Here is a 26,431-nt window from a genome sequence, read left to right as displayed (position 1 = left end):
AAGGCGTGCTAAGCACGCCCTTATTAGTGGGTAATAATTAGAACGATCCTTTCAACCCAACGTAAACATTACGTCCGTCTTGGCCATAGCCTACAATGTTTTCGTATTTTTTATTGAATACGTTGTTAAGGTTTGCATAAATCGTCAAGCTATCCGCTACTTTATAGTTCACGCCAAAGTTTGCCAAAGTGTAAGATGGCATTTTGAAATCGCCGGAATCAAGACGTTTACCCACATAAGAAACATTCACGTCAGAACCTAATTTTTCCGTGATTTGATAAGCTAAACCAAGGTTTCCTGTGTGTTTCGGACGACGAACATAGTTTGAACCGTATTGATCATTTTCAGATTTAATATAAGTGTAAGTATAGTTCGCGTAACCTGACAACTGCTCGGTAAATTTACCGTTATACGCCACTTCTACGCCTTTGATTTTGGTTTTACCGTCACGATTGATTGTGCGATAAGCTGTAGAACCTCTAACTGGGACTGCAGAAAGGAAATTATCTACATTACGGGCAAAGAGTGTGGTATCTAAGCTATGACGTTTGTCATTGCTTTCAACTAATAAACCTAATTCACCACCTAAGCTTTTTTCTGGTTTTAAATTTGGGTTTGCAGCCCAACTGGTAGAATTACCCCATCCATAAACATCAATAAATGTTGGATTGTGGATTGCTTTACCAATACTTGCGTGCGCTTTTAAATTTTGTGATAAACGATAAGCTCCAGCAAGGCGAGCCGTGAATGCATTTTCAAATAAGCTGTTATCTGTATAACGACCGCTTACAGAGAGACTATGGTCAGATTCAGTAAATAAACGGTACTCTGTGGCAACACTTTTCTCGGTTAATTTTTTCTCAGCAAAATTGTAAGCGGAAGCAATATATTTCGTATTTTGGTAATCTGCTAATACGCTGACGGCTTGTTTGACTTCACCTTCACGGTCGAAGTTAATATCAAGTTGATAGTTCGTATTCAACTTTTTGCTGTCGTATTCTGTTTTACTTTGATATTGTGCAGTATCAGCATCCATTTTAACGTGACTTACCGCCGCTTTATGCACGAATAAATCTTCTGCATTACCAAAATAACCGCTTAATTTATAGCGAGTTTCGCGTGTACGGGTATTATCATCAAATTTTAATTCATCTGCTGCACTATTATCCAAATGCAAGGTTTGAGAAGAGTGAGAAGCAAGGAAATCCACTCCTTTTTTACTATCATCAAAACCTAAACGCATAGACACGTTATCACGGTGGAAGCCATCCTTTTCAGTTGCCGGTACATTTGTACTTTTCGCACCGGATACGCTCGTATAATTAAATACGCGTTCACTACGCGCAGAAATCCCTTGCGTACGATGGCTATCACCATGAAGGGCATAGTAAAGACCGTGATGTTGACCAGAAAGGGTGACAGAACCATCACGGGTGCGATGAGAACCTGCGCCTAAATCAAAATCGACGTTAAATTCCTTGTCTTTATATAACCCGCTTTTGGTGGTGATATAAACTACGCCGCCCATAGCATCACTGCCCCAAAGTGCAGATTGTTCGCCACGCAATACTTCAATTTGTTCAATATTACTTAATGCTAAACCGCCAAAATCAAAGTTAGTATCAGCCGGATTAACGCGAATGCCGTCAATAATGACCGCAGTATGTTTTGAATTTGCACCACGTAAGAATAAACTAGTTACAGCACCACGCCCTCCATTAGCACCCATCGCCACACCCGGCACAGTCTTCAACACATCACTTACATAAGTCGCATTACGCTGTGCAAAATCTTTTTCTGTTAATACTGTGACTGATGATGCAGTTTGATCTTGGTTTACAGGTGTTGCGTAAGCCGAATACACATTGATCGGTTCAAGCTCGGTTTTGGTTTCAGCTTGTACAAAAACCGATGCACTCAATAAAAGTGCGGTAGTAATTAAGTTAATTTTCATTAAGTTGGTTCCTCTTTTTAAAAAGTGCGCTATTTTGGCACAATAGACATTTATTTCCTAGTTGAGAATTTTCATTTACTTTAAAAATTCTGTTCATTTTGTAAAAAAATTCGTTTTTTGACCGCACTTTTTCACCTTTATCAGCCTTGCGCTTTCAAGTATAATGCGGGCATTTTTAATCACATTAGATCAACGATTATGAGCACAAAATTTAACGTAAAAACATTCCAGGGTATGATTTTAGCCCTGCAAGAATATTGGGCAAACCAGGGCTGCACCATTGTGCAACCTTTTGATATGGAAGTGGGCGCAGGTACCTCTCACCCAATGACCGCATTACGCGCATTAGGTCCAGAGCCGATGGCATTTGCTTATGTGCAACCTTCACGCCGCCCGACAGACGGTCGCTACGGTGAAAACCCAAACCGTTTACAACACTACTACCAATTCCAAGTAGTGATCAAACCTTCTCCAGATAACATTCAAGAGCTTTATTTAGGCTCGCTTGAAATGCTTGGTTTCGATCCGACCAAAAACGACATTCGTTTCGTAGAAGATAACTGGGAAAACCCAACCTTAGGCGCATGGGGCTTGGGCTGGGAAGTGTGGCTAAACGGCATGGAAGTGACTCAATTTACCTATTTCCAACAAGTGGGCGGCTTAGAATGTAAACCTGTAACGGGCGAGGTAACTTACGGTTTAGAGCGTTTAGCCATGTACATTCAAGGCGTAGATTCTGTGTATGACCTAGTTTGGTCTGACGGCCCATTGGGCAAAACCACTTATGGCGATGTTTTCCATCAAAATGAAGTTGAGCAATCAACTTATAACTTTGAACACGCAAACACAGATTTCTTATTCTACTGCTTCGATCAATACGAAAAAGAGGCACAAGAGTTATTAGCCTTAGAAAAACCGTTACCATTGCCAGCTTATGAGCGCATTTTGAAAGCAGCACACAGCTTTAACTTGTTAGATGCACGTAAAGCAATTTCGGTAACAGAACGCCAACGCTATATTTTACGCATTCGTGCCTTAACCAAAGGTGTGGCGGAAGCCTATTATGCAAGCCGTGAAGCCTTAGGTTTCCCTGGTTGTAAAAAATAAGGCTTAAACAAATTCACAAAAGTGCGGTGAAATTTGACCGCACTTCAGGAGAGCAAAATGAGCAAACCCATTCTTTTTTATGCAGAAACATGCCCAGATACCGCACCATTTGTCGCGGAGTTGGATCGCTTAGGCGTGGATTACGATGAAGTAGAAATTATGACTTCATTACCTAATCTCAAACAATTTATTCGTTTACGCGATAGTAATGCAGAATTTGATAACTCGAAAGCAAATGGCTATTTAGGTATTCCTGCGTTGTTATTACTAAATGGCGATGTTGTTTTAGATGAATCCAAATTAAAAGAGATTTTCTAAAGTGATAAAAAAAACGTTAGCTCTTGCAACTTCAGCGATAATTTTGACCGCTTGTAGCAATGCGCAACCACAAGCTGAAATGCCAACTGTGGGCGGTGAAACAGATGCCACGGTTGCTTACCAAGTGCGGGACAGTCTTATTCTTATTTAAAAAAAGCCTGTGTACAAGTGTTTGATGTGGCGGATATTAAGCTAGACGATCCTGCGAATAAAACCCAAGCGGTTTATGGCATTCTTTCGGAAGATAAGCAACAGGTTGAAGTGTTTGCTTCTGATTTGCCTGAAAATACTATTTTAGAGGTGGTCAAAGGCGGATATGTCTCCAAAGATGGTAAAGTGCGTTTAATGAAAACCAAGAAAAGTTGGAAAATTAGTAAGTAATGAAGAAAGTCAGTTTTTTGCAATTTTTATTTAGAATTGGTGATGACTATTTAATGTTTTTGCGAAATTTAACACCCGCTGTGTTGTTTTTATCACTCGCGTTATTTATGTATTCTGAGCTGGATTGGATACATTGGGGGTGGAGTGATGTACCAGTGCTGTTTTTATGCCTCGCTTCTGGATTTATTGCACTCAGCGTCATGGCAATAAATACTGTCGCTTTTGTACGCGAGATGCTGAAAACCTTAAGAACACTAAGCGGAGAGAGCGAACTTGATGAAAATATTGGTACGCTCGCATTATTTAAAATGCTCTGGGTGGAGAGCAACAGTAAACAACTAATCTTTTTTGCGGTAGTCAATATTGTTGCAGTATTTATGGTGTTAGTTTACGGCACCAAATATGCCTTGAATTTTTATAGCTCAATTTCAACATTAAATGATTAGGTATCGAATATGAAAAAAATAACCCTAAAATTCACCGCACTTTTGCTTGGCTCAGCTTTAGCAAGTAGTGCGTTTGCAACAGAAAATGGTCAAACTTCCTCAAGTTCTGATTATGAATTAGAGAAAGTATTGATTTTCAGCCGACACGGATTGCGTTCACCAGTGGAAAAAGATCCGCAAGAAATGGCGAAATATTCCCCTTATGAATGGGCAAAATGGAATGTACCATCTGGCTATCTCACTGCAAAAGGGACGGTGCTAGAAACCTATTTCGGACAGTATTTAGGTCAATGGCTTGCAGATAAAGGGTTACTAACAACAGAACGTTGTGCATCGGGCGAAGGCATTTTTGCTTATGCAAATGGTGTGCAACGCACCATTGCAACAGGGCAAGCGATTGTTTCTGGTGCATTTGCGGGCTGTAATGTTCAACTGCAACATCATGGTAAAATTGGTTCAGAAAAAGATCCGATTTTTAAAACGCAAGCGCATAATCCAAGCAAAGCCTTGATTGAATCTGCAAAAAATAACGTTGATTTAACCGCTTTACAGCAAAAATTAGCGCCAAATTATGCGCTATTGAGTGAAATCATCGATTATAAAAATTCACCAAACTGCTTACAAAAAGGCGAGTGTGATTTAGGTGGAAAAGTCGGTGAATACAGTATTAAAGACGGCAAGTCAGTCAAAATTACTGGCTCTATCAGCAAAGGAAAGAAAATTGTCAGTGCATTATTGCTCGCTCATTATGTAGGTAAGCCTGATTCAGAAATCGCAAACGGCCGCGTGGATAGCCAAGAAAAATGGCGTGCAATTAACGAAATTAAAAACGAATATTACCGAACATTATTTAAAAATAATGAAGCATTGGCACAAAATGCATCATATCCATTATTGGCATTTATTCAGAAACAGCTAAATAGTGAAAACAAAATTAACTTATTGGTTGGACACGATTCTAATATTGTCGCTCTGCTTGCAGCACTAGGTGTTGAACCTTATGAATTAGATGATTCATTGGAAAATATCCCAATCGGCGGCAAGTTGCTATTTGAAGTGTGGAAGCACAAACCAAGTGGCAAATTGAAATTCAAGCTAGATTATGTGTATCAAAGTACAGAACAGCTGATTAACATCACGCCATTAAGTTTAGAGACACCACCAAACCAAACGGCATTAACCCTCAAAGGCTGTAAAAAAGATGAACATGGTTTTTGTGATTACGAGCGTTTTCAACAGGTGTTGAGTGAGGGTATTGAAAACGGTAAGAAATAGCGTTCATGCAACCCTACGAAAAATACTTAAAAGAGAATTCGCAGAAATTGCGAGCGGATCAGACGGATGCGGAAAGAAAGCTATGGCAACGCATCAATCGAGATCAATTATTAGGATTTCGATTTAATCGACAAAAGCCACTTTTAAGTTATATCGTTGATTTTTATTGTGCGAAAGCAAAGCTGATTATCGAATTAGACGGTAGTCAGCATTATGAGCCTGATTATCAGGAAAAAGACGCATTGCGAGATGCAGAATTAAATTCTCTTGGTTTTACGGTGATGCGGTTTAGCAATGATGAAGTCATGCGTGAAATTGAAGCGGTAGTAGAGCAGATTTATTTGTTTTTAGAGAATGTAAGGGCGGATTGAGTATGAGGTTGGATTAATTTCTGCCACAAACGCTTGCGTTTGAACGTTGCTTTAGCAACGGCACGAAGTGCGAGCGAAGCGAGTAAATCTCCCCTACCCCTCTTTGCTAAAGAGGGGAATTCTTGAGTAAATTGATAGTAACTGGATCATTCACATTTTAATTTCAATAGAGATTAAATTATCTGCTTTCAAAAAACGTTAAAGTAAAACATAGATATTTAACTCTGCAAAGATCCAATCCCCTCTTTAGCAAAGAGGGGTAGGGGAGATTTGGCAGAAGTGATAACGAAGAAAATGTAATGAAGCAACACACTTATCAAACTACCGTAGAGTGGGTTGGAAATTTAGGGCGGGGCACTTCTTCTTATACTGCGTATGAGCGGGATTTTATTGCTTCAGCATTGAATAAACCCAATATTTTAGGTTCTGCTGATCCAGCTTTTCGTGGTGATAAAACACGTTGGAACCCAGAAGATATGTTATTAGCCTCCATTTCTGCCTGTCATAAATTATGGTATTTACATTTTTGTGCCGTTAATAACATTATTGTGCAAGAATACCGTGATGAAGCAATAGCGATTATGGATGAAGGCAGTTCTGAGCATGCAGGACGCTTTATTTCGGCAACATTAAAACCTCGTGTGAGAATTTCAAGCGAGTCGGATGCCGTTAAGGCATTGGCATTACATGAAAATGCGCATCAGGCGTGTTTTATCGCAAATTCACTTAATTTTCCGGTGAAATGTGAAGCACTGATTGAAAAAGATTAAATTAAAATAAAATGGTGCCAACGCGCACCTTACCAGAGAAAACAAAATGACAACCCAAAACTTCCTAGTAGAAATCGGCACAGAAGAGCTGCCACCAAAAGCTCTCAAAACATTAGCGACCTCTTTTGCGGATAACGTTGAAGCGGAATTAAACCAAGCGGGCTTAACCTTCGACAAAATCGAATGGTTTGCGGCGCCGCGTCGTTTGGCGGTGAAAGTGTTGAACTTAGCCACACAACAACCGAGCAAAGAAATCGAAAAACGTGGTCCAGCAGTGTCAGCCGCCTTTGATGCAGAAGGCAAACCGACCAAAGCGGCAGAAGGCTGGGCGCGAGGTTGTGGCATTACTGTGGAACAAGCAGAACGCATTGCGACTGATAAAGGTGAATGGCTTGTTCACCGTGCAAAAATTGAAGGTCAACCGACCAAAAACTTACTTAACGACATTGTAGCTAATGCGTTGACGAAATTGCCAATTCCAAAACCAATGCGTTGGGCAGATAAAACCGTGCAATTTATTCGTCCGGTTCATACTGTGACTATGTTGTTAGGTGATGAATTAATTGAAGGCGAAATTTTAGGTGTGGCAAGTGCTCGCACCATTCGCGGTCACCGTTTCTTAGGCGAGAAAGAATTTGAAATTCAACACGCAGACCAATATCCACAATTATTACGTGAAAAAGGTTCTGTCGTAGCTGATTTCAACGAGCGTAAAGCAGAAATTCTTGCAAAATCTCAAGCAAAAGCAACCGCACTTGGCGGTGTGGCTGATATTGAAGAAAGCTTGCTTGAAGAAGTGACTTCCTTGGTGGAATACCCGAATGTATTAGCGGCAAAATTTGAAGAGCGTTTCTTATCCGTGCCGGCGGAAGCCTTGGTTTACACTATGAAAGGCGACCAAAAATATTTCCCAATTTATGACAAAGACGGCAAATTATTACCCCACTTTATTTTCGTATCGAACATCAACCCAGAAGATCCAACCGCGATTATCGAAGGTAACGAAAAAGTGGTTCGTCCACGTTTAACCGATGCGGAATTCTTCTTTAAAACCGACTTAAAACAAAAACTGGTTGATCGTTTACCGCGTTTAGAAACCGTGTTGTTCCAACAACAATTGGGTACATTGAAAGACAAAACTGACCGTATCGAACAACTTGCAGGCGAAATTGCAAAACAAATCGGTGCTGATGAAGTGAAAGCAAAACGTGCGGGTTTACTGTCAAAATGTGACTTGATGACCAACATGGTATTTGAATTCACCGATACGCAAGGTGTAATGGGGATGCACTATGCTCGTCATGATGGTGAAGACGAAGAAGTGGCCGTGGCGTTAAACGAACAGTATATGCCACGCTTTGCGGGTGATGAATTACCAAAATCACTCGTTGCAAGTGCGGTCGCTTTAGCGGATAAATTTGACACCTTAACGGGGATTTTCGGCATCGGCCAAGCACCAAAAGGTAGTGCAGACCCATTTGCACTTCGTCGTGCGGCATTAGGTGCATTACGTATTATCGTAGAGAAAAACTTACCACTTGATTTAGAAGATTTAGTGAAAAAATCAGCCGCGCTTTTCGGTGATAAACTCACCAATCAAAATGTGGTTGCTGATGTGGTGGACTTTATGCTCGGTCGTTTCCGTGCATGGTATCAAGATGAAGGCATTGCGGTGGATGTGATTCAAGCCGTATTGGCGCGTCGTCCAACTCGCCCTGCTGATTTTGATGCGCGCGTGCGTGCGGTTTCACACTTCCGTACTTTAGATTCAGCGGAAGCGTTAGCAGCAGCAAATAAACGTGTAAGCAACATCTTAGCGAAAGTGGATGCTGCAATTGGCGAGATCAATTTGACTGCTTGCGTAGAGCCAGCAGAAAAAGCCCTTGCTGAAGCGGTACTTGCATTACGCACTGAAGTACAACCACTTATCGCACAAGGCGATTACACCGCAGTATTGGATAAATTAGCGAACTTACGCTCACCGGTAGACAGTTTCTTTGATAACGTAATGGTAAATGCTGAAGATCCAGCATTACGCCAAAACCGCTTAGCGATTTTAAACACGTTGCAAGACTTGTTCTTACAAGTAGCTGATATTTCAGTGCTTCAATAATGATAAAAAGGGATGATTGATTTTTCATCAATCATCCCTTCTTTTATAGACTTCAAGTGATTATTTCTCTATAATCACCGCACTTTCCCCCCTTAGCTCAGTCGGTTAGAGCAGGCGACTCATAATCGCTTGGTCGCTGGTTCAAGTCCGGCAGGGGGGACCAACTCAAATTTTCTTGTCTTATTTATTCTTTCATCTTCATTCAATAAGACCTTATAAATACTCACCTTACCAAGTTTTTATCTTTTCTACTCTTGCGTTCCCCTGTTAACTTCTACGTTTACAACCATATTTTTTAGTTATATGCTATACTCTTAACTCAATATTTTTACTCACCGTGAGACTTATAGATTTAGGAATTTTAGGCGTTTTTTGTAACCACGAAATTTAAACAATGATGAGATTATAAGGCTTGGTTAAAAAATAGTTATAAAATATATGGTTATAAATACTTGAAGCAGTTGAATTACACTTGTAAAAACTGTGATAAAGCTTTGTAAAAAACGGAAAAAACACGATTAGTTATCGCTGGTTTTGTTTAGTCAAATGATGCCCTATATAATGTCTCTTTAGTGCATGATCCATAATTGCACCGACAAACTGGTGTATTTTTTGAGCTTGTTACTTCTATCTGCTATTTTTTCATAAATGCTAACTAACTTTTATTTCTGATACATGCTTATCGCCAATATAAGGGAAGATATGATTTTTCAATCGTTCCCAATTCTTTTCTCGTGTTTCTGGATTTTTAGCTTTTTCTTTGTAGATACCATTAAAGTAACTTTCTGCAATAGAATGGAAAGTATCTTTTAAACGGCTTTCATATTCTTGTTGGATGCGTATTTTTCTTCTTGTGAATCCATACCTTTCGCAAGTAACGCACGATATTCTTCACGTTTAGCACGAGCATCTGATAACGATAATTCTAGATAACCGCCTAAAGCCATTTTTGTTCTTTTCCCAGTGAATGGTCTGGCGTAGTTGAATCGCCAGCTTTTAGAGCCACTAGGTAAGATTAGCAGCAATAAGCCCTCACTATCAGATAGGGTATATTCTTTCTCTTTTGGTTTAGCGTTTTGATTTCAGTCGGAGATAAAGGTTTTACTATTCTAGCCATCTTGTAATTGCACGGATAAGGTTTTAGTAACCATTATAAGTTTTGGTTACTATTTTGGTTACTAAAATTTGCGATTAAAGACAATTAGAGACGATTAGATATGAGGGGGGAAAGTGCTATAAACCCTTGTGAAACCTGGATAAAACAAAACCCCGCGATTAGTTTCGCGGGGCTTTGTTTAGTCAAATGGTGCTCTGGGCGAGACTTGAACTCGCACGACCTGTGGTCACTACCCCCTCAAGATAGCGTGTCTACCAATTCCACCACCAGAGCGTTAATTTTTTATGCTAATCCTATTTTATTGTGGGATGTCGCTATTTTTATTTTCTTTCGCTGGAGCTGTTTGTTGTTGCTGAACTTGCTCTGCAGCTTGTGATAAATCGTCAAAAGTACCTTTTTGAATATTGCCTTTATGTGAATTCATGTTACCTAAAACAAGAGCAATAACAAAAAATGCGGTTGCTAAAATCGCACTAGTACGTGTTAAAAAGTTACCTGCACCAGCAGAGCCAAACATTGTACCTGATGCGCCACCACCAAAAGATGCGCCAGCATTCGCTCCTTTACCTTGTTGAACGAGAATAAACCCGATCAAGGCAATCGCGACAACAACATAAATAAATAAAAGAACTTGATACATTTTTTCTCTCTAATTTGCAATTTTGCAAGAAAACTGGTCGTGAATGTTATAGAAAATTCAATTTTCTCGCAAGTGCTTTACATAAAAAAAATATTAATTGGTTTAACTTTAATCAGTTTGACCGTTTGATTTACTCGATTTTTTTACCGCACTTTTAGGTTTTGTTCTATCGGATTTAATCATTTTAATGCGGCTTAATTGTCTTAATGCATTAAGATCTACAAAGTGGACTAAATCAGGCAACATTTGATTCAAGTTATGCATAAATTGCTGATAGGTTGCTTGTTTTTGACTAATGTCTGTGAGTTGCGATTCCCAATGGGCCGTCATATCTGGTTGGGTGGCAATATCTGGTAATGCCTGAATTAAAATTCTTCCAGTTTCCGTGCTATGAATATTTCGCCCTTTTTTAGTTAAAAAACCACGTTTAAAAAGTAACTCAATGATGCCAGCGCGAGTAGCCTCTGTACCCAATCCATCTGTTTCTCGTAGGATTTTTTTGAGATCTTTATCCTGTACAAATCGCGCAATGCCCGTCATTGCTGAAAGCAAGGTCGCATCCGTGAAAGGCTTTGGCGGCTGAGTTTTTTTACTCATCACTTCTCCGCGTTCACAATGCAAAATTTGTCCTTTCTTTACTATTGGTAATAAGGGTTCTTGATTTTCTGTGTCGTCTTCTTTGCCTAACAATTCTTTCCACCCAGCCGTTTGTAAATTTCGCGCTTGGGCTATAAAAGTACCACCGGCAATATTCAACGTGATTTTGCTTTTACGATATTCTGCGTCAGGACAAAATTGCATTAAATATTGGCGAGCGATAAGGCTGTAAATATTACGTTCTTCTTGTGTTAGATTTACTGGACGATTTTTGGCCGTTGGAATGATTGCATGGTGAGCTTCTACTTTTTTATCATTCCAACAGCGATTTCGCTGTTCAGTTGAAATGACATTTGGTAAGGGTTGATAAGCTTCACAATGGGTTGAAATTGCATTGAATACGTTATGGCGTTCTGCAAAATGTTCTTCGGGCAAATAGCGACAATCAGAACGAGGATAAGTAATTAAACGATGAGTTTCATATAGGCGTTGGCACGTATCTAATACGGCTTGAGCGGACATACCAAATCGCTTTGCTGCATCAATTTGTAACGCAGAAAGGGAATAAGGCAAGGGCGCCGTTTCTTTTTCACGAACGTCTTTGTATTCGGTTACTTCTGCTGGTTGATTTGTAATACGTTTTACAACGTTTTCTGCTAATCCTTTAGAGAGCACCCTGCCATCATCATCCTGGTAATCTTCACAAGCTTTGCTAGGTTGCCATAAGGCACTAAAAAGTGCGGTTGATTTCTCCTGAGTTTTTTCTTCTTTACTATTTGGATTAATCCAAGCTAGCACTTCAAAAAAGTCTTTGGGTTGGAAATGTTCAATTTCCAAATCTCGACGTACAATTAAACCCAGCACAGGGGTTTGCACTCGACCAACCGAAAGCACGCCATCATAGCCAGTTTGTCGGCCACGAATGGTATAGGCTCTTGTCATATTAATGCCATAAAGCCAATCGGCGCGGGCTCGTGCGAGTGCAGATGTGGCAAGAGGAATAAAGTTACGGTTTGGTTGTAATTTTTTAACCGCTTTTTCTACCGCACTTGGATTTAGGTCGCTAATCAAGCAGCGTAAAATTTTATCGCGTTTTTCGGCAGATAAATTAGCATAACTGAACACTTCATCGACAAGTAATTGTCCTTCTCTATCAGGGTCTCCCGCATTAACAAGTGTATCGGCTTGATGGATTAGTTTCTCCACCACAGAAAGTTGTTTTTTTACTTCTTTTCGCGGTAAAAGTTGCCATTTTTCAGGAATGATAGGGAGATGTTCTAAACGCCATTGTTTGAATTTAGGATCATAGGCATCGGGTTCTGCTTGCTCGAGTAGATGCCCTACACACCAAGTTACCACATCATTATCGCCACACTTTATAAAACCATCCCCACGTTGATGGGGTTTGGGGAGCACATCAGCAATAGCGCGAGCTAAGCTTGGTTTTTCGGCGATAAATAAACGCATAATGGTATGAGAAGATTAGTCGATTTGACGACGACCTAGAAAAGAGTGAGTAAGCGTTGTGCCGTCCACAGTTTCCAGTTCGCCACCGACAGGAATGCCATGAGCGATACGACTCACTTTGATATTATGTTGGTGGCACATTTCAGCGATATAATTTGCTGTTGCATCGCCTTCCACTGTTGGGTTTGTTGCAAGAATCACCTCGTGGAAAGATTCTTCTACTAAACGTTTTTGTAGTAAATCTAAGCCAATTTCACGAGGACCAATACCATCAAGTGGTGATAAGTGTCCCATTAAGACAAAATAACGTCCTGAAAATTGTCCCGTTTGCTCAATAGCTTGAATATCCGCGGGCATTTCAACGACACAAAGCAAACCTGAATTTTGACGGCGTGGATTATTGCAAATGTTGCAAGTGTCTTCTTCTGTAAAGTCTCGACATTGTGAACAATGGCCAATTTTAGACATGGCTTCTGTGAGTGCTCGAGCTAAATTCATTCCACCGCTACGATTACGTTGTAAAAGATGATAAGCCATACGTTGCGCAGATTTAGGTCCTACGCCAGGAAGACAACGTAAGTTCTCAATAAGGTGTTCCAAAAGTGGGCTGCTTTGCATAGTGATTTAATGAGAGGTAAATGAGAGATGACGCGTGAATTTTATATTCACGCGCCTAATAATTAAAACGGAAACTTCATTCCTGGAGGTAATGGCATTCCCGCGGTAACCGATGCCATTTTTTCTTTTTGTAATTCTTCTGCACGACGTACCGCATCGTTAAAAGCGGCCGCGATTAAATCTTCTAACATTTCTTTATCGTCTTCCATTAAAGACGGATCAATGTCAATGCGACGGCAGTTATGTGCACCATTAATTGTGATTTTCACTAAACCTGCACCAGATTCACCCGTTACTTCTAGTTGCGCGATTTCTTCCTGCATTTTTTGCATTTTTTCTTGCATTTGTTGGGCTTGTTTCATTAAGCCGCCTAAACCGCCTTTTCCAAACATAATGTTATCCTTTATTAAGTCAAAAATTGACTGCATTCTAGCGAAAAAATTAATCCTTGGAAACAAAGAAATTAATGTATGACGCTTGTAAAATCAGTGAAAAATTTAATATTTATCACATTGAATCATAAAGATGATGGTAATAAAAAATCTAATAAAATATAGAACCGAGAGAAAGTGAGGATTTCAAATACTTAATCAATTATCTTTTATTTAAAGTAATTTAGATACGCATCTTCTAAACGGAAACCCTCACGTTTCATTTATCATCAACCTATTTTTTCAATGCCCCCATTATTCCTCTCATAATTTGCTTGGTAATTTGATTTCGAATATTTCGCCCTACAGACTGCGCAACACTATTTACAATTTGCTCAGTTGGCGATAATTTTTCACCGCGCTTTTGCGTACCAAAAATCATTCGGCTCAAGCTACCTAAGAAGCCGTTTTCTTCTTCCGCTTGGGCTTGCTCTGCTTGTTTTTGTTGTACCGCAGCTAAATCCGCTTGAGCAGTTAATACTTCAAAGGCAGATTCATTATCTACATATTCTTTATAATACGCATAAAGATCATCATCTTTCACCCAAGCATTACGTTCATCTGTCGTTAATGGCGAAAGCTGACTTTTTGGCGGATAGATATAGGCAATTTCAACTGGCGTTGGCATGCCTTTTTCATCTAAAAATGATACCAATGCTTGCCCCACTCCAAGGGTTGAAATAGTCTCGACGACATTCACTGAAGGATTTGCTCGGAAAGTTTCTGCGGCTGATTTTACAGCTTTTTGATCGCGTGGAGTAAATGCACGAAGAGCGTGTTGAACACGGTTACCTAACTGGCCTAATACGGTATCTGGCAAATCTAGTGGGTTTTGCGTGACAAAATAGATACCCACACCTTTAGAACGAATCAAACGCACAACTTGTTCTACTTTTTCCACTAATACGCTCGGCGCACCATCAAATAATAAGTGTGCTTCATCAAAAAACATAACAAATTTAGGTTTTTCAGGATCCCCCACTTCTGGCAGTTGTTCAAAGAGTTCTGCCATCAACCATAATAAAAATGCGCTATACATTCTTGGGGAATTAATCAATTTTTCAGAATTGAGTACATTAATAACCCCTCGCCCATCGCGAGTTTGCATCCAATCATCTAGATTCAATGCTGGCTCACCAAATAAATTTGTAGCACCTTCATTTTCAAGTGTAAGTAATGCTCGTTGGATTGCACCGATACTTGCGGTCGAAACATTGCCATACTCAACTTGGAAGGTTTTCGCATTCTCTGCAACATATTTCAGCATTGCACGAAGATCTTTTAAATCAATGAGCAATAAACCTTTATCATCTGCCACACGAAATACCAGGTTTAATAATCCTTCTTGCGTAGCATTTAGATTCAATAAACGAGAAAGCAACAACGGGCCCATTTCAGAAATGGTTGTTCTAAGAGGAATGCCCGTTTGTCCAAAAACATCCCAAAAAGAAACAGGATAGCCATTAAGATAACTTTCATTGCCTAACCCGAACTGCTCAATTCGTTCCGCAATTTTGCCCTGAAATTGACCGCTCTTTATTAAGCCAGAAAGATCGCCTTTTACGTCTACTAAAAATACCGGAACCCCATCATCACTGAAGGCTTCTGCCATTTTACGTAATGTGACAGTTTTACCCGTACCTGTTGCGCCAGCAATAAGGCCATGGCGGTTAGCCATTTTGGCCGTGATGCCTAGGATTTTACCTTGTTCTGTGCGAGAGAGATCGTATTGCATAAATGAATATCCTTTTGTTTTTTGTTGTAACGAATAATAAGTAAAAAAAGAAGTGCGGTCAAAAAGTTAAACATTTTTCAGTTATAATTCAAATTAAATCTATTTTATACCACTTCAGAACACTAAAATGTCAGAAAATTTTACCGCACCTTCATTGTGTTTTTGCCGTTCTGGCAAAGAGTACAAACATTGCTGTGCGCCTTTTCATTTACACACTGCTGTCCCAGAAACGGCAGAACAACTCATGCGTTCACGTTATACGGCTTATGTTTTAAAAAATATACCTTATATTGTTGCAACAACTGTGCCAAACCAACAAAGTTTATTAGATACTCATCTATTGCAAGAATGGGCTGACAACACGACATGGCTAGGGTTAGAGATCCTAAAAACAGAAAACCTCACAAAAACTCAAAGTGCGGTGGAATTTAAAGCTATTTTTCAAGGCGAAGAGGGAGAACTAACCCATCAAGAGCGGTCAATTTTTGTGAAAATTGAAAACCATTGGTATTTTATTGATCCGACCGTATCCTTGCCTACAATGAAACAACCTTGTGTATGTGGTTCCGGTAAAAAATTTAAACATTGCTGTGGGGGATTTTTATGATTTCATTGAAACAATTTAGCCAGCTCTTTTGGAAACGTTTTTCAGAAAATAAACTCAACCAAGCTGCTGGCGCACTAACTTACAGCACGATGCTTGCTATCGTGCCAATGGTGATGGTGATTTTTTCTATATTCTCTGCCTTTCCTGTATTCAATGAAGTGACAGGAGAATTGAAAGAAATGATTTTCACCAATTTTGCGCCATCAGCAAGTGATATGGTGGGCGAATATATCGATCAATTCGTATCAAACTCAAAGAAAATGAGTGCGGTGGGAATTGTGAGTTTAATTGCCGTTGCCTTGATGCTAATTAATAACATCGACCGAACCCTCAACAGCATTTGGCATGATACAAGTATTCGTCCTATTTTTACCTCTTTCGCGATTTACTGGATGATTCTGACTTTTGGGCCTCTCGTTATAGGTACAAGTATAGGGATTAGCTCTTATATAAAAGTGGTATTTGAACAATCAGAAACACTTTCTCTCGGTGTGAAATTGCTCAGTTTACTCCCATTCTTTTTCACATGGTTTATTTTCACATTAATTTATACCATCGTGCCAAATAAGAAAGTGGATATCAGATATTCTGCTTGTGGAGCACTCATTGCTGCTATTTTCTTTACACTCGGTAAACAAGCCTTTACTTGGTACATCACCACATTCCCTTCTTATCAACTAATCTATGGCGCAATGGCAACATTACCGATTATGCTATTGTGGATTCAGATTAGCTGGCTAGTTGTGTTGGTCGGGGCACAATTATCTGAAGTATTAGGCGAATTAAAAGAATAAGAATAGAAAGACCGATTTATCACAATCGGTCTTTTTTATTTAGCTATTTTGCAATCTTTAAGGTTTGATAGAGATAATGACGGTAGTCGTTCACGAATTCAGGATTAGAGGAATCTTCCAATTTTCCGTGACTTAGTTTACACATTGCCATATTCGCTTTCATAAATTCATCTTCTGCTGATAATCCAGCTACATTCATCAAGACGCCTCCGGCAAAAGCGAGATCTAAAAAACGTTGCTCTTGCTTAAATTGACTCGCACAATTACTTCTTACAACAAATTGCGTCACATAATCAGGCTGTGCATAATCCCCTTTCTTCGGAGGGATAACATTATCAAATGCCACTTGGTGATCACCGAAATAACCTAAAACAAAAGGCTTCTTACGTTCATGTAAATACTTATTCATCCCTTCAATAGCATCATTCAATGCGACAATACGTTGAGTATAGTCATTCAATGCAGAAATACTTTTAGCCCCTAAATTAGGCATTTGAAGATTAAATGTATTTTCCATGTCCAATTCATATGGGCCATGTTCACGCATAGTCAATACATAAACAAACATCGGCTGATCCACATTTTCTAACGCAGGATGCTGCTTTTCCAAAATCATTCGGGTGTACTTCATCATTTCTTCACTACTAATATCCCAAAGATTTTTACTAATAGGCGCAGGATAACCAAGATCTTGCGGCTGTAACATCAAATCAAAACCGAAATGATCATAAGCGGATTTAGCATTGTAATTACCTTTTGTAAAAGGCGACAAGGCAACACAAAAATATCCTTGTGCTTTTAGATTTTTCACTAAACCTGATTGCAAGTGCGGTACAACGGAATAAAAAACGCCACTTGCTAACGCGCCAAAATCGGTCGAAGGCACTCCAGCTAAAAAAGCAAATTCTGATTTCCACGTTGCGCCAGCAAAAGTATGTACACGCAACGGCGAAGCAAATACTGTATCATGTTGAGGTTCAAACATGGAAAGTGGTGGAATAGATTGCTGACTAAAAGCAAATTGATGAGGGTTCAGCGTGGATTCCATTAATGTCACAACAATATCAGGTTTTGTTTCAGATAGGTTGTTTGTATCGGATGAAAGTGCGGTCATTTTTTCAATAAAATTTTGGCTATTGCCATCAAAATTTGGCATCTTGAAAAAAATACCGCGGCAAGACATAGGTAAATTCAAAAACACATCGCGACCATCATCGGGCAAAGAATCTAACCAAACTTGCACCGCACTTGGCTTTTTAGAATAATGCCACATCAAGCTAAAGCTAACGATAAACAATAACGCCCCAATGTTGTAACCTAATAGTCCTAAAGACTCGACATCATTAAAACCAAAAATCGCATAACCTAATAACGCAAGTAGCCCAATAACGCCAAACAATGCCCCTTTATAATGAATTAAGGTTTCCCAATTTCGCCAATCCACTACAAGAAAGAAATCTGAAATTAACAAAGGCTGTTTGTAATAATGAATTTTTAAACGGTGAAATAACATCAGTACCACAAAAAGCACGGATGAAAAATTTAAAGCACGTTGCCATTGGCCAGAAACCATAAGCATCCCGCCAAATAAAAAAGTAAAAAGCGTAATAGCAAAGAAATAAGTCCAACGATAATGGGAGTTTACGATAAAAATCACTGCCGCAATCGTGAATAAAGCTAAGAAAATATAAGCGATCATGAATTTTCCCTATGATGCATAACAGACTAAAATGAGACATGACAATGTCTGCGCACTTTATCACGTAAACGTAATGGATTGAACGGGAAAAGAAAATTATTTGGAGAATTTGAAAATAAAGTGGTGGGCGATACCGGTCTCGAACCAGTGACCCCCTCCTTGTAAGGGAGGTGCTCTCCCAACTGAGCTAATCGCCCGATAATATTAAGGTAAAACCCTAAATTTTCGGTTTATTTAAACACTTTTAAGTGGTGGGCGATACCGGTCTCGAACCAGTGACCCCCTCCTTGTAAGGGAGGTGCTCTCCCAACTGAGCTAATCGCCCACTAGAAAGCGTTTAAATATAAAGGGAAAGTTTGAGCGGAAAGGACACTTTAGAAAAGTGGTGGGCGATACCGGTCTCGAACCAGTGACCCCCTCCTTGTAAGGGAGGTGCTCTCCCAACTGAGCTAATCGCCCGCTAGGTCAAACTTAGTAACATTAAGAACACTTTTTAGAGAAGTGGTGGGCGATACCGGTCTCGAACCAGTGACCCCCTCCTTGTAAGGGAGGTGCTCTCCCAACTGAGCTAATCGCCCTTAATGTTGTGGGTTGGCATTATAGGGAGAATGCATTTTCAGTCAATACCTTTTTATTAAATTTTGTTTAATTGTCGTAAAAATAAGCATAAAATCCGCTTTTTTATTTAGAAGTCAAACAAGTCGTAGTAGAATAACGACTAATATTTTATTGAAGATAGGTTATAAAAATGAAACTAGATGCCCCTTTTAATTTAGACCCAAATGTAAAAGTGCGTACTCGTTTTGCTCCTAGCCCTACAGGTTATTTACATGTAGGTGGCGCACGTACCGCACTTTATTCTTGGTTATACGCAAAACATAATAACGGCGAATTTGTATTACGAATTGAAGACACAGATTTAGAGCGTTCAACACCTGAAGCAACTGCTGCAATTATTGAAGGAATGGAATGGTTAAATCTTCCGTGGGAACATGGCCCTTATTACCAAACTAAACGCTTTGATCGTTACAACCAAGTGATCGATGAAATGATTGAACAAGGCTTAGCATATCGTTGTTACTGTACTAAAGATCGCTTAGAAGAACTTCGTCATACTCAAGAACAAAATAAAGAAAAACCACGTTATGACCGTCATTGCTTACACGATCACAGCCATTCACCAGATGAACCTCATGTTGTACGTTTTAAAAATCCAACTGAAGGCTCGGTAGTATTTGATGATGCCGTACGTGGCCGTATTGAAATCAGCAACAGTGAGCTTGATGATCTTATTATTCGTCGCACAGACAGTTCACCAACCTATAACTTCTGCGTAGTCGTGGATGACTGGGACATGGGCATCACTCATGTGGTACGTGGCGAAGATCATATCAACAACACACCACGTCAAATTAATATTTTAAAAGCAATTGGTGCACCAATTCCAACCTATGCGCACGTTTCCATGATTAATGGAGATGATGGTCAAAAATTATCTAAACGACATGGCGCAGTGAGCGTAATGCAATATCGTGATGATGGTTACTTACCAGAAGCTTTAATCAACTATCTCGTACGTTTAGGCTGGGGACATGGCGACCAAGAAATTTTCAGTCGCGAAGAAATGATCAAGTATTTCGAATTAGATCACGTTAGCAAATCAGCTAGTGCATTTAATACCGAAAAATTACAATGGTTGAATCAACATTATATCCGTGAATTACCGCCAGAATATGTGGCTAAACATCTTGAATGGCATTACAAAGACCAAGGCATTGATACAACCAATGGTCCTGGATTAACTGAAATAGTCACCATGCTTGCGGAACGTTGCAAAACCTTAAAAGAAATGGCTAGTTCAAGCCGCTACTTCTTTGAAGAATTTGAAACCTTTGATGAAGCAGCAGCAAAAAAACATTTCAAAGGCAACGCTGCCGAAGCACTCGCAAAAGTAAAAGAAAAATTAACCGCACTTTCTAGCTGGGATTTACATTCTACTCACGAAGCGATTGAGCAAACGGCTGCTGAACTAGAAGTGGGCATGGGTAAAGTTGGCATGCCATTACGTGTCGCTGTGACAGGTTCTGGTCAATCTCCATCAATGGATGTTACCCTAGTCGGTATCGGTAGAGATCGCGTACTTGCGCGTATTCAGCGTGCTATTGATTTTATTCATGCACAAAACGCTTAATATTTAATCGGATAACAAACGCATAATAAAATCGTATTGACAGCCACATAGTCAAATTTTATCATGTTGCTGTCTTTTATGGGGATATAGCTCAGTTGGGAGAGCGCTTGAATGGCATTCAAGAGGTCGTCGGTTCGATCCCGATTATCTCCACCAAATTCTAATTTTATATAGTATGATATAGTCCGATAAAGCCTTGATATATAGCATATCAAGGCTTTTTTGTTGTTCTAACAAGTCCGATAGAAACCAACCAAATCCACAAATTCTAGTAACACTAATAGTAACACCATGCTATGATAGGATCATATAGTGTTACTAAATTAATTATAACTTTATGATTTATAAAATAAATTTATAAAGTTTTTAGTGTTACTTCATTTTGGAGGTATCTAATGGCAAGAAGAACAACTCCCTTAACAGATACGGAGATAAAAAAAGCTAAGCCAAAAGAAAAAGAGTATAGCTTATGTGATGGTTATGGGCTTTTATTAAGAATTAAGCCTAACGGCTCTAAATTATGGCTATTTAATTATATACGACCTATTCTTGGTACAAGGACTAATTTAGGGCTAGGTACATATCCGATAGTTAGCTTAGCTGAAGCTAGAATGTTAAGAGATGACTGTCGTAAATTATTAGCTCAACAAATTGATCCTAAAAAACATAGAGAAGAACTAGAAAGAAAGCAGCTTATGGATACTCAAAGTTCCTTTGAGAAAGTTGCAGAACTTTGGAAAGAGAAAAAAAGTTCAGAAGTTGAAGAGAAAACGATCAATAAATATTGGCGAAACTTAGAGCTTCATCTTTTTCCTTTGATAGGTCGATATTCTATTAAAGAAATTAAGCCTTCTTTAGTAGTCCAAATGTTAAAGAAAGTGGAGGAAAATGGATCTCCAGATATGGTTCATAGACTATGCGGTCATCTAAATGAAATCTTAAATTTTGCGGTTAATAGTGGGTTAATTGAAAGTAATACTTGCCTAAAAATTAGCTCTACATTCAAGTCTGTTCGTCAAAGAAATAACCCTAGAGTAAGTATTGAAGAAATTCCTACCCTTATAAAATCAATACATAGTGCTAAGATTGAAAAGAAAACTCAATTATTAATCTTATTTCAATTATTAACAATGGTTAGACCTAATGAAGCAAGTAACGCTTCATGGAGCGAATTTGATTTTGATAAAAAAGAATGGAATATTCCTGCTGAAAGAATGAAAGTGAGGTTTCTACATACAGTACCATTATCATCCCAAGTAATGGCTTTGATAGAACAGCTAAGACCAATGACGGGTCATAATAAATATTTGTTTACTCATAGAAGTGATTTAAAGAAAGCAATGAGTTCATCTACTGTTAATATGGCACTAAAAAGGATGGGTTACAAAGATAAACAGACTGCACACGGATTAAGGGGATTGGCTAGAACTTTTTTAGCAGAACAAGGCGTTCAACATGAGCATGCTGAAGCTTGTCTAGCACATAAAACAGGAAGCCAAGTTAGCCTAGCTTATAATCATGCTAATTATTTGGAGAAAAGAAGGGATATTATGCAAATGTGGGGAGATTATATTGAGAAATGTTCTCAATCTTAAATTTTTTAGGAGAAATTACCATTAAACGGAGTTGTTTTTTTTTGACCTGCCTCTATTAATAATAAAAAAAACAACTAAATTTATTTATAAATTAGTTAAAAACACTTAATGAGTATCTATCTTGATAGATATGATTACTTACCTATGTAAAAGCTACAAATACAAATTGTAGCTTTTACTATATATTAAGATCTCTTAGCTACGTTTATTTTTGAAGAAGATTATCATTATAGATCTATATAGAGAGCTAAGGCTGATGATGAGAATCATCAGCCCTTGATCTATAATTTTTATTAATTAATAGAATTCTAATAATATGGGATCTTAAAAATAGGAAATCACTTAGATATAGAATATATAGTCAATATAATGCGAGAGACGCTTATGGCAGGAAAGATAAAAAAACACGTAGGGTAATTCATCTATCCCTAAATAATGCTGCTAGCAGTGATTTAGATAGGTTATACAGCGTTTTCTGATAGTTAAATAATTTAGATAAAATAAGTATATTATAGATAGTGTCTATTTCGATTTAAGCAAAGAAATAATCTCTTTCAATGCTGAAATCTCGCTATCTTTTTGTTCAATCACTAGATCTCTTTGTTTCAATAGCTCATCTTTATGCGAAATAGTTAGTTTTAATCGATCGATTTCTGATGTCAAATTCTCATTTGAACCGTAGTAGTTAGTGTTATGATCATTCATGAAGAACAGTACATTCTTATCATCATTTTTGATTAGTTCTAAAACATCAATATTAAAGATATTGGCAATTTGCTCCAATTTATGAAGATTGAGCTTAGTTTCTCCACGTTCAATTTTTGCATATAGAGTTGCTGGACATACAACGGTGTCTCCATTGACTATAACGAAGATGACCTTCATCTGGATCAGGAGTATCCCATATCCAGTAAAACTCTTCTTTGAGTTCATAGGCTTCTTTTAAAGCAGGAAGATTACCTAACCAAGTATCTAAGAGGAATGATTCACGTTCATTTAGATCGTGTTTACGCTTTAGAAGGATAAACCTTTCACGCATAAGGGTACGTCTTTCTTTTTGGCTCATATGGGCTTTCAAAGACTTTCTGACGTTATCTAAGGCTTGATTAGCCATTCTAACTACATGAAACTTATCTACGACAACTTTAGCGTGTGGAAGGATAGTGTTCACTGCGTCTTTGTAGGGCTTCCACATATCCATTGTGACGTACTCAATGTAAGTCCTGTCACTGATTTCTGAAAGACGTTGGATGACTGTTTCCTTGTTACGGTTAGGCTTGATGTCATAAATAGTCCTGCGTTCAATATTAGTCAATACAAGCCGAGGTCTACGGATAATATGTATCTCGTCTATCCCAAGCCACTTAGGAGTTTCAAACTGGTATTCACGTTCTTTGAGTGCCACATAGTCCTTAAAAACGTTCCTAATGGTTTTCTCGTCAACACCAACGCTTTCTGCGACTTCTACAAAGGTCTTAGACATGGATTGCTCTTGAATGGACTTTAAAAGCCTTTTGGTCATACTACGCTTTTCATCTACAGATATTAGGCGTTCCCAGAAGGTAGATCCGCATTCACGACACTTGTATCGTCTACGGTTCAATTGTAAGCCCACTCGCTTTAAACGAATGGGCAAATCCATAATTAGTTGATTTCTTGAACTGTGTTTGTACAACTTGTCAAAACCACATTCAGGACAACGTTCAGGTGGTCCGACTGCTTCAACTTTAAACATCATATCGGTTTCATTTTATTGTGGCGGTTCTATTGTTTTAATGTCTGGTAGGGATAATAAGTCTGACATATTATTCATCCTTTATTACTCTGCGGTGTTAAGGTATCAATTATAGATTTGATGTCGAAATCATCAGTGTTAAATTATTTTTGTGACCACAAATGCACTTAGAAAATCCCTTAAAGCATTAGCTGGTTCACTTGAATAGGGAGTTGTAAAAAAGTTCCCTTAGCCTGCACAACAAGATAATTTCGAAATATCTTTATCGAACGTAAGTGCAACTAATTTTAGCCCTTCAGCCATTGTTAAATATGGTGCTAGGGTTTCTGTTAAATCTTCTATCGTTAAGCCAAATTTAACAGCTAATGATGCTGCATAGATGACATCTCCTGCATTTTCAGATACAATATGAACCCCTAATACTTTTAGTGTTTCTGCATCTGCTACTAGTTTAAATACACCGGTTGTTTCACGGTTTACAATTGCTCTTGGAACAGCATCTAAAGGTAATACAGATGTCTTCACATCATACCCTTTCTCTTTTGCTTGTTCTTCTGTTAAACCAACCGTTGCAACCGTCGGATTCGTAAACGTAACAGCAGGAACTACCGATAAATCTATTTTTTTGTTTAATCCACCAATAGCATTATCAGTAATAATTCCACCTTCATAGGCTGCTACATATACAAATTGTGGTCCTAAAGTCACATCTCCTGCTGCATAAATCTTTTCATTACTTGTTTGACCAAAATCATTGATCAGGATTTCATTATTTTTTCCAGTTTCAACACCTGCTGCACTTAAATTTAAAGAATCCGTATTTGGTTTTCTTCCAGTGGCAACAAGTAACTGATCTGATTCAATGACTTCTCTACTGCCATTTACTGTTACGTAAACCCTTTTTATCTCTCCACTTTGTTCAACACGCTCAAAAGTTGCCCCTTTGACAAGGTTTATACCCTGTTCAATTAACGCTTTTTCAACTGACTCTGAAATCTCAGGATCATACTCCTTTAAAAGTCGCTCACTTCTTTGCATAAGCGTTATTTCTGAACCTAAATGATGAAATAGTTGTCCAAGCTCCATTCCAATGTATCCTGAACCAATTACAGTTAATCGTTTTGGTATTTTCTTTAACTCAAGAAGTGTTGTACTAGTTAAATAGTCCATTTTTTCAAGTCCTGGAATTTGGGGCAACGAAGGCGATGCACCTGTTGCAATTAAAAAGCGTTTTGCAGATAACTTTGCCCCATTGACCTCAACCGTACTAGCATCAACGAATTTTGCTTCACCTTTAATTAAATCAAAATTATATTCATCAATTAAATCCATATATTTTTGATTCCGAAGTTCGCTCACCAATTTATCCTTTTGCGTGATTAAACTAGCTAAATCCACTTCTCCAGCGGATGTTTGTAAACCTATAAACGGATTGTCTTTTGATAAATGATTGATTTCCCCTGCCCTAAGAAGAGTTTTTGACGGAACACAGCCAATATTCACACAGGTTCCCCCAACCGTTCCACGCTCAATCATTCCAACTTTTGCACCGTATTCTATAGCTTTAATTGCCGAAGAAAAGGCAGCAGCACCAGAACCAATAATAAGAAGGTCATAATTGTCTTCATTAATTAACGCCACGTTTTCTAGTGATGATACTTCTTCAATTTCTCCGGCTTGGTAATTTGCTTCATCAATCGCCTTTATTGCACTTTCAACCTCAATATCATCGGGCAGTTCAAATACTGCTTCACCACGACGATAACTAGACTCAATATTTTTAGCACCTATCTTTTCAAGTGCTGATTCTACGTGTTTTTCACAACCCGTACAGGTCATTCCTGAAATGTTTACCTTAAATTTATTCATAAAAAAGCTCCTTTCGTTAATTAATCTCTCATGTTAATGTTTCTATTATTGGACACGAATGTAATTGCTTTTCAGCTGGACATCGTTGTTTTAAGTCGTCTAACATAGTTTCAATTCGTTTTAAATCCTCTATTTGTTTTTGCACTTCCTTTTGTTTTTTAGAAACAAATTCGAACATATCTTGACAACGAACTTCATCTTTATCTACAACACCAAGTAATTTATAAATCTCGCTTAAAGAGAAACCAAGTTCCTGTATTCGTTTAATAAACCCAACACGCTTAACGTCATCATATGAATATATCCGATAACCAGCTTCCGTTCGGTGAGGTTCTTGTAATAAATTTTTTCGCTCGTAATATCTGATCGTTTCTTTATTAACTCCACATTTATCTGCAAACTCACTAATGCGATAAATCATCTTATTTCACCCCCTGAATATTATAAACCATGTACCATAGTACACGGTCAAGTAAATTGGACTATTTTATTTTTTTCCCAAAGTATCACTCGTATGTGATTGATACTTTTATATAATACTATTGATTATCCTAACATCCCACCAGAAAATCCAATTTAAACACCAGTTGTTTTTAAACTA

General features: G+C 38.5%; 24 protein-coding genes, 7 tRNA genes and 1 pseudogene. 14 read left to right on the top strand and 18 right to left on the bottom strand.

Annotated elements, in window-relative coordinates; genetic code table 11:
• Positions 1-37: 37 nt before the first annotated feature.
• Positions 38-1,954, bottom strand: a complete 1,917-nt coding sequence (locus A9501_RS08630) for a TonB-dependent receptor plug domain-containing protein (RefSeq protein WP_065265577.1) — start codon at positions 1,952-1,954, stop codon at positions 38-40.
• 198 nt (positions 1,955-2,152) lie between these two features.
• Here A9501_RS08630 and glyQ point away from each other — a divergent pair, with 198 nt between their 5' ends.
• The 9 genes and pseudogenes from glyQ to A9501_RS08585 all read left to right on the top strand — a co-directional run bounded on the left by glyQ (position 2,153) and on the right by A9501_RS08585 (position 8,898).
• Entirely contained in the window at positions 2,153-3,061 is a 909-nt protein-coding gene (glyQ, locus tag A9501_RS08625) for a glycine--tRNA ligase subunit alpha (RefSeq protein ID WP_005628151.1), read from the top strand.
• A gap of 57 nt (positions 3,062-3,118) precedes the next feature.
• Positions 3,119-3,379, top strand: coding sequence for a hypothetical protein (locus A9501_RS08620; protein WP_009500831.1), 261 nt, complete (start codon positions 3,119-3,121; stop codon positions 3,377-3,379).
• Position 3,380: 1 nt separating this feature from the next.
• Positions 3,381-3,760: pseudogene (locus tag A9501_RS08615) on the top strand (hypothetical protein).
• Complete coding sequence (locus tag A9501_RS08610; RefSeq protein WP_065265576.1) at positions 3,760-4,206, top strand: hypothetical protein; 447 nt, start codon at positions 3,760-3,762, stop codon at positions 4,204-4,206. Before A9501_RS08615 ends, A9501_RS08610 begins: the two are co-directional and overlap by 1 nt.
• A 9-nt stretch (positions 4,207-4,215) precedes the next feature.
• Positions 4,216-5,481 carry a histidine-type phosphatase gene (locus A9501_RS08605; protein WP_065265575.1) on the top strand — a complete coding sequence of 422 codons (1,266 nt, stop codon included), beginning with the start codon at positions 4,216-4,218 and terminating at the stop codon, positions 5,479-5,481.
• A gap of 5 nt (positions 5,482-5,486) precedes the next feature.
• Positions 5,487-5,852 carry an endonuclease domain-containing protein gene (locus A9501_RS08600; protein ID WP_015701945.1) on the top strand — a complete coding sequence of 122 codons (366 nt, stop codon included), beginning with the start codon at positions 5,487-5,489 and terminating at the stop codon, positions 5,850-5,852.
• A 299-nt stretch (positions 5,853-6,151) separates the two neighbouring features.
• Positions 6,152-6,622: an OsmC family protein gene (locus tag A9501_RS08595; RefSeq protein ID WP_065265574.1), complete on the top strand. Its 471-nt coding sequence runs from the start codon at positions 6,152-6,154 to the stop codon at positions 6,620-6,622.
• Between the two features lie 46 nt (positions 6,623-6,668).
• Positions 6,669-8,735, top strand: a complete 2,067-nt coding sequence (gene glyS / locus A9501_RS08590) for a glycine--tRNA ligase subunit beta (protein WP_065265573.1) — start codon at positions 6,669-6,671, stop codon at positions 8,733-8,735.
• Positions 8,736-8,821: 86 nt separating this feature from the next.
• Positions 8,822-8,898 (top strand) — tRNA-Ile (locus A9501_RS08585).
• A 488-nt stretch (positions 8,899-9,386) separates the two neighbouring features.
• On the opposite strand, the gene A9501_RS09850 is transcribed toward A9501_RS08585, so the two are convergent.
• The 8 genes from A9501_RS09850 to A9501_RS08550 form a co-directional block, all read right to left on the bottom strand.
• Entirely contained in the window at positions 9,387-9,503 is a 117-nt protein-coding gene (locus A9501_RS09850; RefSeq protein WP_257006496.1) for a hypothetical protein, read from the bottom strand.
• Positions 9,504-9,544: 41 nt separating this feature from the next.
• On the bottom strand, positions 9,545-9,760 hold the full coding sequence (locus A9501_RS09765; RefSeq protein ID WP_257006493.1) for an Arm DNA-binding domain-containing protein: 216 nt from the start codon (positions 9,758-9,760) through the stop codon (positions 9,545-9,547).
• A 279-nt stretch (positions 9,761-10,039) separates the two neighbouring features.
• Positions 10,040-10,125 (bottom strand) — tRNA-Leu (locus tag A9501_RS08575).
• A 25-nt stretch (positions 10,126-10,150) separates the two neighbouring features.
• Entirely contained in the window at positions 10,151-10,492 is a 342-nt protein-coding gene (secG, locus tag A9501_RS08570) for a preprotein translocase subunit SecG (protein WP_065265572.1), read from the bottom strand.
• 108 nt (positions 10,493-10,600) lie between these two features.
• Positions 10,601-12,556, bottom strand: coding sequence for a DNA topoisomerase III (locus A9501_RS08565; protein ID WP_065265571.1), 1,956 nt, complete (start codon positions 12,554-12,556; stop codon positions 10,601-10,603).
• 15 nt (positions 12,557-12,571) lie between these two features.
• Positions 12,572-13,174: a recombination mediator RecR gene (gene recR / locus A9501_RS08560; RefSeq protein WP_065265570.1), complete on the bottom strand. Its 603-nt coding sequence runs from the start codon at positions 13,172-13,174 to the stop codon at positions 12,572-12,574.
• A 62-nt stretch (positions 13,175-13,236) separates the two neighbouring features.
• Positions 13,237-13,566, bottom strand: coding sequence for a YbaB/EbfC family nucleoid-associated protein (locus A9501_RS08555; RefSeq protein ID WP_005629464.1), 330 nt, complete (start codon positions 13,564-13,566; stop codon positions 13,237-13,239).
• A 274-nt stretch (positions 13,567-13,840) separates the two neighbouring features.
• The gene (locus tag A9501_RS08550) at positions 13,841-15,340 is read right to left on the bottom strand and encodes a helicase HerA-like C-terminal domain-containing protein (protein WP_065265569.1); all 1,500 of its coding nucleotides are present in this window, start codon (positions 15,338-15,340) and stop codon (positions 13,841-13,843) included.
• A 127-nt stretch (positions 15,341-15,467) separates the two neighbouring features.
• Here A9501_RS08550 and A9501_RS08545 point away from each other — a divergent pair, with 127 nt between their 5' ends.
• Both A9501_RS08545 and A9501_RS08540 read left to right on the top strand, forming a co-directional pair.
• Positions 15,468-15,947, top strand: coding sequence for a YchJ family protein (locus tag A9501_RS08545; RefSeq protein WP_065265568.1), 480 nt, complete (start codon positions 15,468-15,470; stop codon positions 15,945-15,947).
• Positions 15,944-16,741, top strand: a complete 798-nt coding sequence (locus A9501_RS08540) for a virulence factor BrkB family protein (RefSeq protein ID WP_005644271.1) — start codon at positions 15,944-15,946, stop codon at positions 16,739-16,741. Before A9501_RS08545 ends, A9501_RS08540 begins: the two co-directional genes overlap by 4 nt.
• Before the next feature lie 43 nt (positions 16,742-16,784).
• Here A9501_RS08540 and lpt6 read toward each other — a convergent pair whose 3' ends face one another.
• From lpt6 to A9501_RS08515, 5 genes are all read right to left on the bottom strand, one after another.
• The gene (gene lpt6 / locus A9501_RS08535; protein WP_065265567.1) at positions 16,785-18,440 is read right to left on the bottom strand and encodes a phosphoethanolamine transferase Lpt6; all 1,656 of its coding nucleotides are present in this window, start codon (positions 18,438-18,440) and stop codon (positions 16,785-16,787) included.
• Between the two features lie 121 nt (positions 18,441-18,561).
• A tRNA-Val gene (locus A9501_RS08530) sits at positions 18,562-18,637 on the bottom strand.
• 52 nt (positions 18,638-18,689) lie between these two features.
• Positions 18,690-18,765: transfer RNA gene (locus A9501_RS08525), tRNA-Val, on the bottom strand.
• Between the two features lie 58 nt (positions 18,766-18,823).
• Positions 18,824-18,899, bottom strand: a tRNA-Val gene (locus A9501_RS08520).
• A gap of 43 nt (positions 18,900-18,942) precedes the next feature.
• Positions 18,943-19,018: transfer RNA gene (locus A9501_RS08515), tRNA-Val, on the bottom strand.
• Between the two features lie 170 nt (positions 19,019-19,188).
• On the opposite strand from A9501_RS08515, the gene gltX reads away from it, so the two are divergent.
• The 3 genes from gltX to A9501_RS08500 all read left to right on the top strand — a co-directional run bounded on the left by gltX (position 19,189) and on the right by A9501_RS08500 (position 22,226).
• Positions 19,189-20,631, top strand: coding sequence for a glutamate--tRNA ligase (gene gltX / locus A9501_RS08510; protein WP_065265566.1), 1,443 nt, complete (start codon positions 19,189-19,191; stop codon positions 20,629-20,631).
• An 80-nt stretch (positions 20,632-20,711) separates the two neighbouring features.
• Positions 20,712-20,787 (top strand) — tRNA-Ala (locus tag A9501_RS08505).
• A gap of 239 nt (positions 20,788-21,026) precedes the next feature.
• Positions 21,027-22,226, top strand: a complete 1,200-nt coding sequence (locus tag A9501_RS08500) for a tyrosine-type recombinase/integrase (protein WP_007526596.1) — start codon at positions 21,027-21,029, stop codon at positions 22,224-22,226.
• A 522-nt stretch (positions 22,227-22,748) separates the two neighbouring features.
• Here A9501_RS08500 and A9501_RS08495 read toward each other — a convergent pair.
• From A9501_RS08495 to merR, 4 genes are all read right to left on the bottom strand, one after another.
• Positions 22,749-23,009 (bottom strand): hypothetical protein, encoded by a 261-nt coding sequence (locus tag A9501_RS08495; protein ID WP_005644566.1) that lies wholly within the window; start codon positions 23,007-23,009, stop codon positions 22,749-22,751.
• A gap of 31 nt (positions 23,010-23,040) precedes the next feature.
• Positions 23,041-23,964: an ISL3 family transposase gene (locus A9501_RS08490; RefSeq protein ID WP_005644441.1), complete on the bottom strand. Its 924-nt coding sequence runs from the start codon at positions 23,962-23,964 to the stop codon at positions 23,041-23,043.
• A gap of 225 nt (positions 23,965-24,189) precedes the next feature.
• A complete protein-coding gene (gene merA / locus A9501_RS08485; protein ID WP_064083205.1) occupies positions 24,190-25,830 on the bottom strand; it encodes a mercury(II) reductase in 1,641 nt (546 codons plus the stop codon).
• Between the two features lie 28 nt (positions 25,831-25,858).
• On the bottom strand, positions 25,859-26,251 hold the full coding sequence (merR, locus tag A9501_RS08480) for an Hg(II)-responsive transcriptional regulator (RefSeq protein ID WP_007526597.1): 393 nt from the start codon (positions 26,249-26,251) through the stop codon (positions 25,859-25,861).
• Between the last annotated feature and the right edge of the window lie 180 nt (positions 26,252-26,431).

Origin of the sequence: Haemophilus sp. CCUG 66565, assembly GCF_001679495.1 — a bacterium.
Taxonomy (GTDB): Bacteria; Pseudomonadota; Gammaproteobacteria; order Enterobacterales; family Pasteurellaceae; genus Haemophilus; species Haemophilus haemolyticus_K.
This window is presented reverse-complemented; position numbering and strand designations above follow the sequence as displayed.

What these genes read in the sequence shown, in the direction of transcription:
- A9501_RS08630 (WP_065265577.1), bottom strand. Translation starts at nt 1,954, where the DNA reads ATGAAAATTAACTTAATTACTACCGCACTTTTATTGAGTGCATCGGTT.
- glyQ (WP_005628151.1), top strand. Translation starts at nt 2,153, where the DNA reads ATGAGCACAAAATTTAACGTAAAAACATTCCAGGGTATGATTTTAGCC.
- A9501_RS08620 (WP_009500831.1), top strand. Translation starts at nt 3,119, where the DNA reads ATGAGCAAACCCATTCTTTTTTATGCAGAAACATGCCCAGATACCGCA.
- A9501_RS08610 (WP_065265576.1), top strand. Translation starts at nt 3,760, where the DNA reads ATGAAGAAAGTCAGTTTTTTGCAATTTTTATTTAGAATTGGTGATGAC.
- A9501_RS08605 (WP_065265575.1), top strand. Translation starts at nt 4,216, where the DNA reads ATGAAAAAAATAACCCTAAAATTCACCGCACTTTTGCTTGGCTCAGCT.
- A9501_RS08600 (WP_015701945.1), top strand. Translation starts at nt 5,487, where the DNA reads ATGCAACCCTACGAAAAATACTTAAAAGAGAATTCGCAGAAATTGCGA.
- A9501_RS08595 (WP_065265574.1), top strand. Translation starts at nt 6,152, where the DNA reads ATGAAGCAACACACTTATCAAACTACCGTAGAGTGGGTTGGAAATTTA.
- glyS (WP_065265573.1), top strand. Translation starts at nt 6,669, where the DNA reads ATGACAACCCAAAACTTCCTAGTAGAAATCGGCACAGAAGAGCTGCCA.
- secG (WP_065265572.1), bottom strand. Translation starts at nt 10,492, where the DNA reads ATGTATCAAGTTCTTTTATTTATTTATGTTGTTGTCGCGATTGCCTTG.
- A9501_RS08565 (WP_065265571.1), bottom strand. Translation starts at nt 12,556, where the DNA reads ATGCGTTTATTTATCGCCGAAAAACCAAGCTTAGCTCGCGCTATTGCT.
- recR (WP_065265570.1), bottom strand. Translation starts at nt 13,174, where the DNA reads ATGCAAAGCAGCCCACTTTTGGAACACCTTATTGAGAACTTACGTTGT.
- A9501_RS08555 (WP_005629464.1), bottom strand. Translation starts at nt 13,566, where the DNA reads ATGTTTGGAAAAGGCGGTTTAGGCGGCTTAATGAAACAAGCCCAACAA.
- A9501_RS08550 (WP_065265569.1), bottom strand. Translation starts at nt 15,340, where the DNA reads ATGCAATACGATCTCTCTCGCACAGAACAAGGTAAAATCCTAGGCATC.
- A9501_RS08545 (WP_065265568.1), top strand. Translation starts at nt 15,468, where the DNA reads ATGTCAGAAAATTTTACCGCACCTTCATTGTGTTTTTGCCGTTCTGGC.
- A9501_RS08540 (WP_005644271.1), top strand. Translation starts at nt 15,944, where the DNA reads ATGATTTCATTGAAACAATTTAGCCAGCTCTTTTGGAAACGTTTTTCA.
- lpt6 (WP_065265567.1), bottom strand. Translation starts at nt 18,440, where the DNA reads ATGATCGCTTATATTTTCTTAGCTTTATTCACGATTGCGGCAGTGATT.
- gltX (WP_065265566.1), top strand. Translation starts at nt 19,189, where the DNA reads ATGAAACTAGATGCCCCTTTTAATTTAGACCCAAATGTAAAAGTGCGT.
- A9501_RS08500 (WP_007526596.1), top strand. Translation starts at nt 21,027, where the DNA reads ATGGCAAGAAGAACAACTCCCTTAACAGATACGGAGATAAAAAAAGCT.
- A9501_RS08490 (WP_005644441.1), bottom strand. Translation starts at nt 23,964, where the DNA reads ATGATGTTTAAAGTTGAAGCAGTCGGACCACCTGAACGTTGTCCTGAA.
- merA (WP_064083205.1), bottom strand. Translation starts at nt 25,830, where the DNA reads ATGAATAAATTTAAGGTAAACATTTCAGGAATGACCTGTACGGGTTGT.
- merR (WP_007526597.1), bottom strand. Translation starts at nt 26,251, where the DNA reads ATGATTTATCGCATTAGTGAGTTTGCAGATAAATGTGGAGTTAATAAA.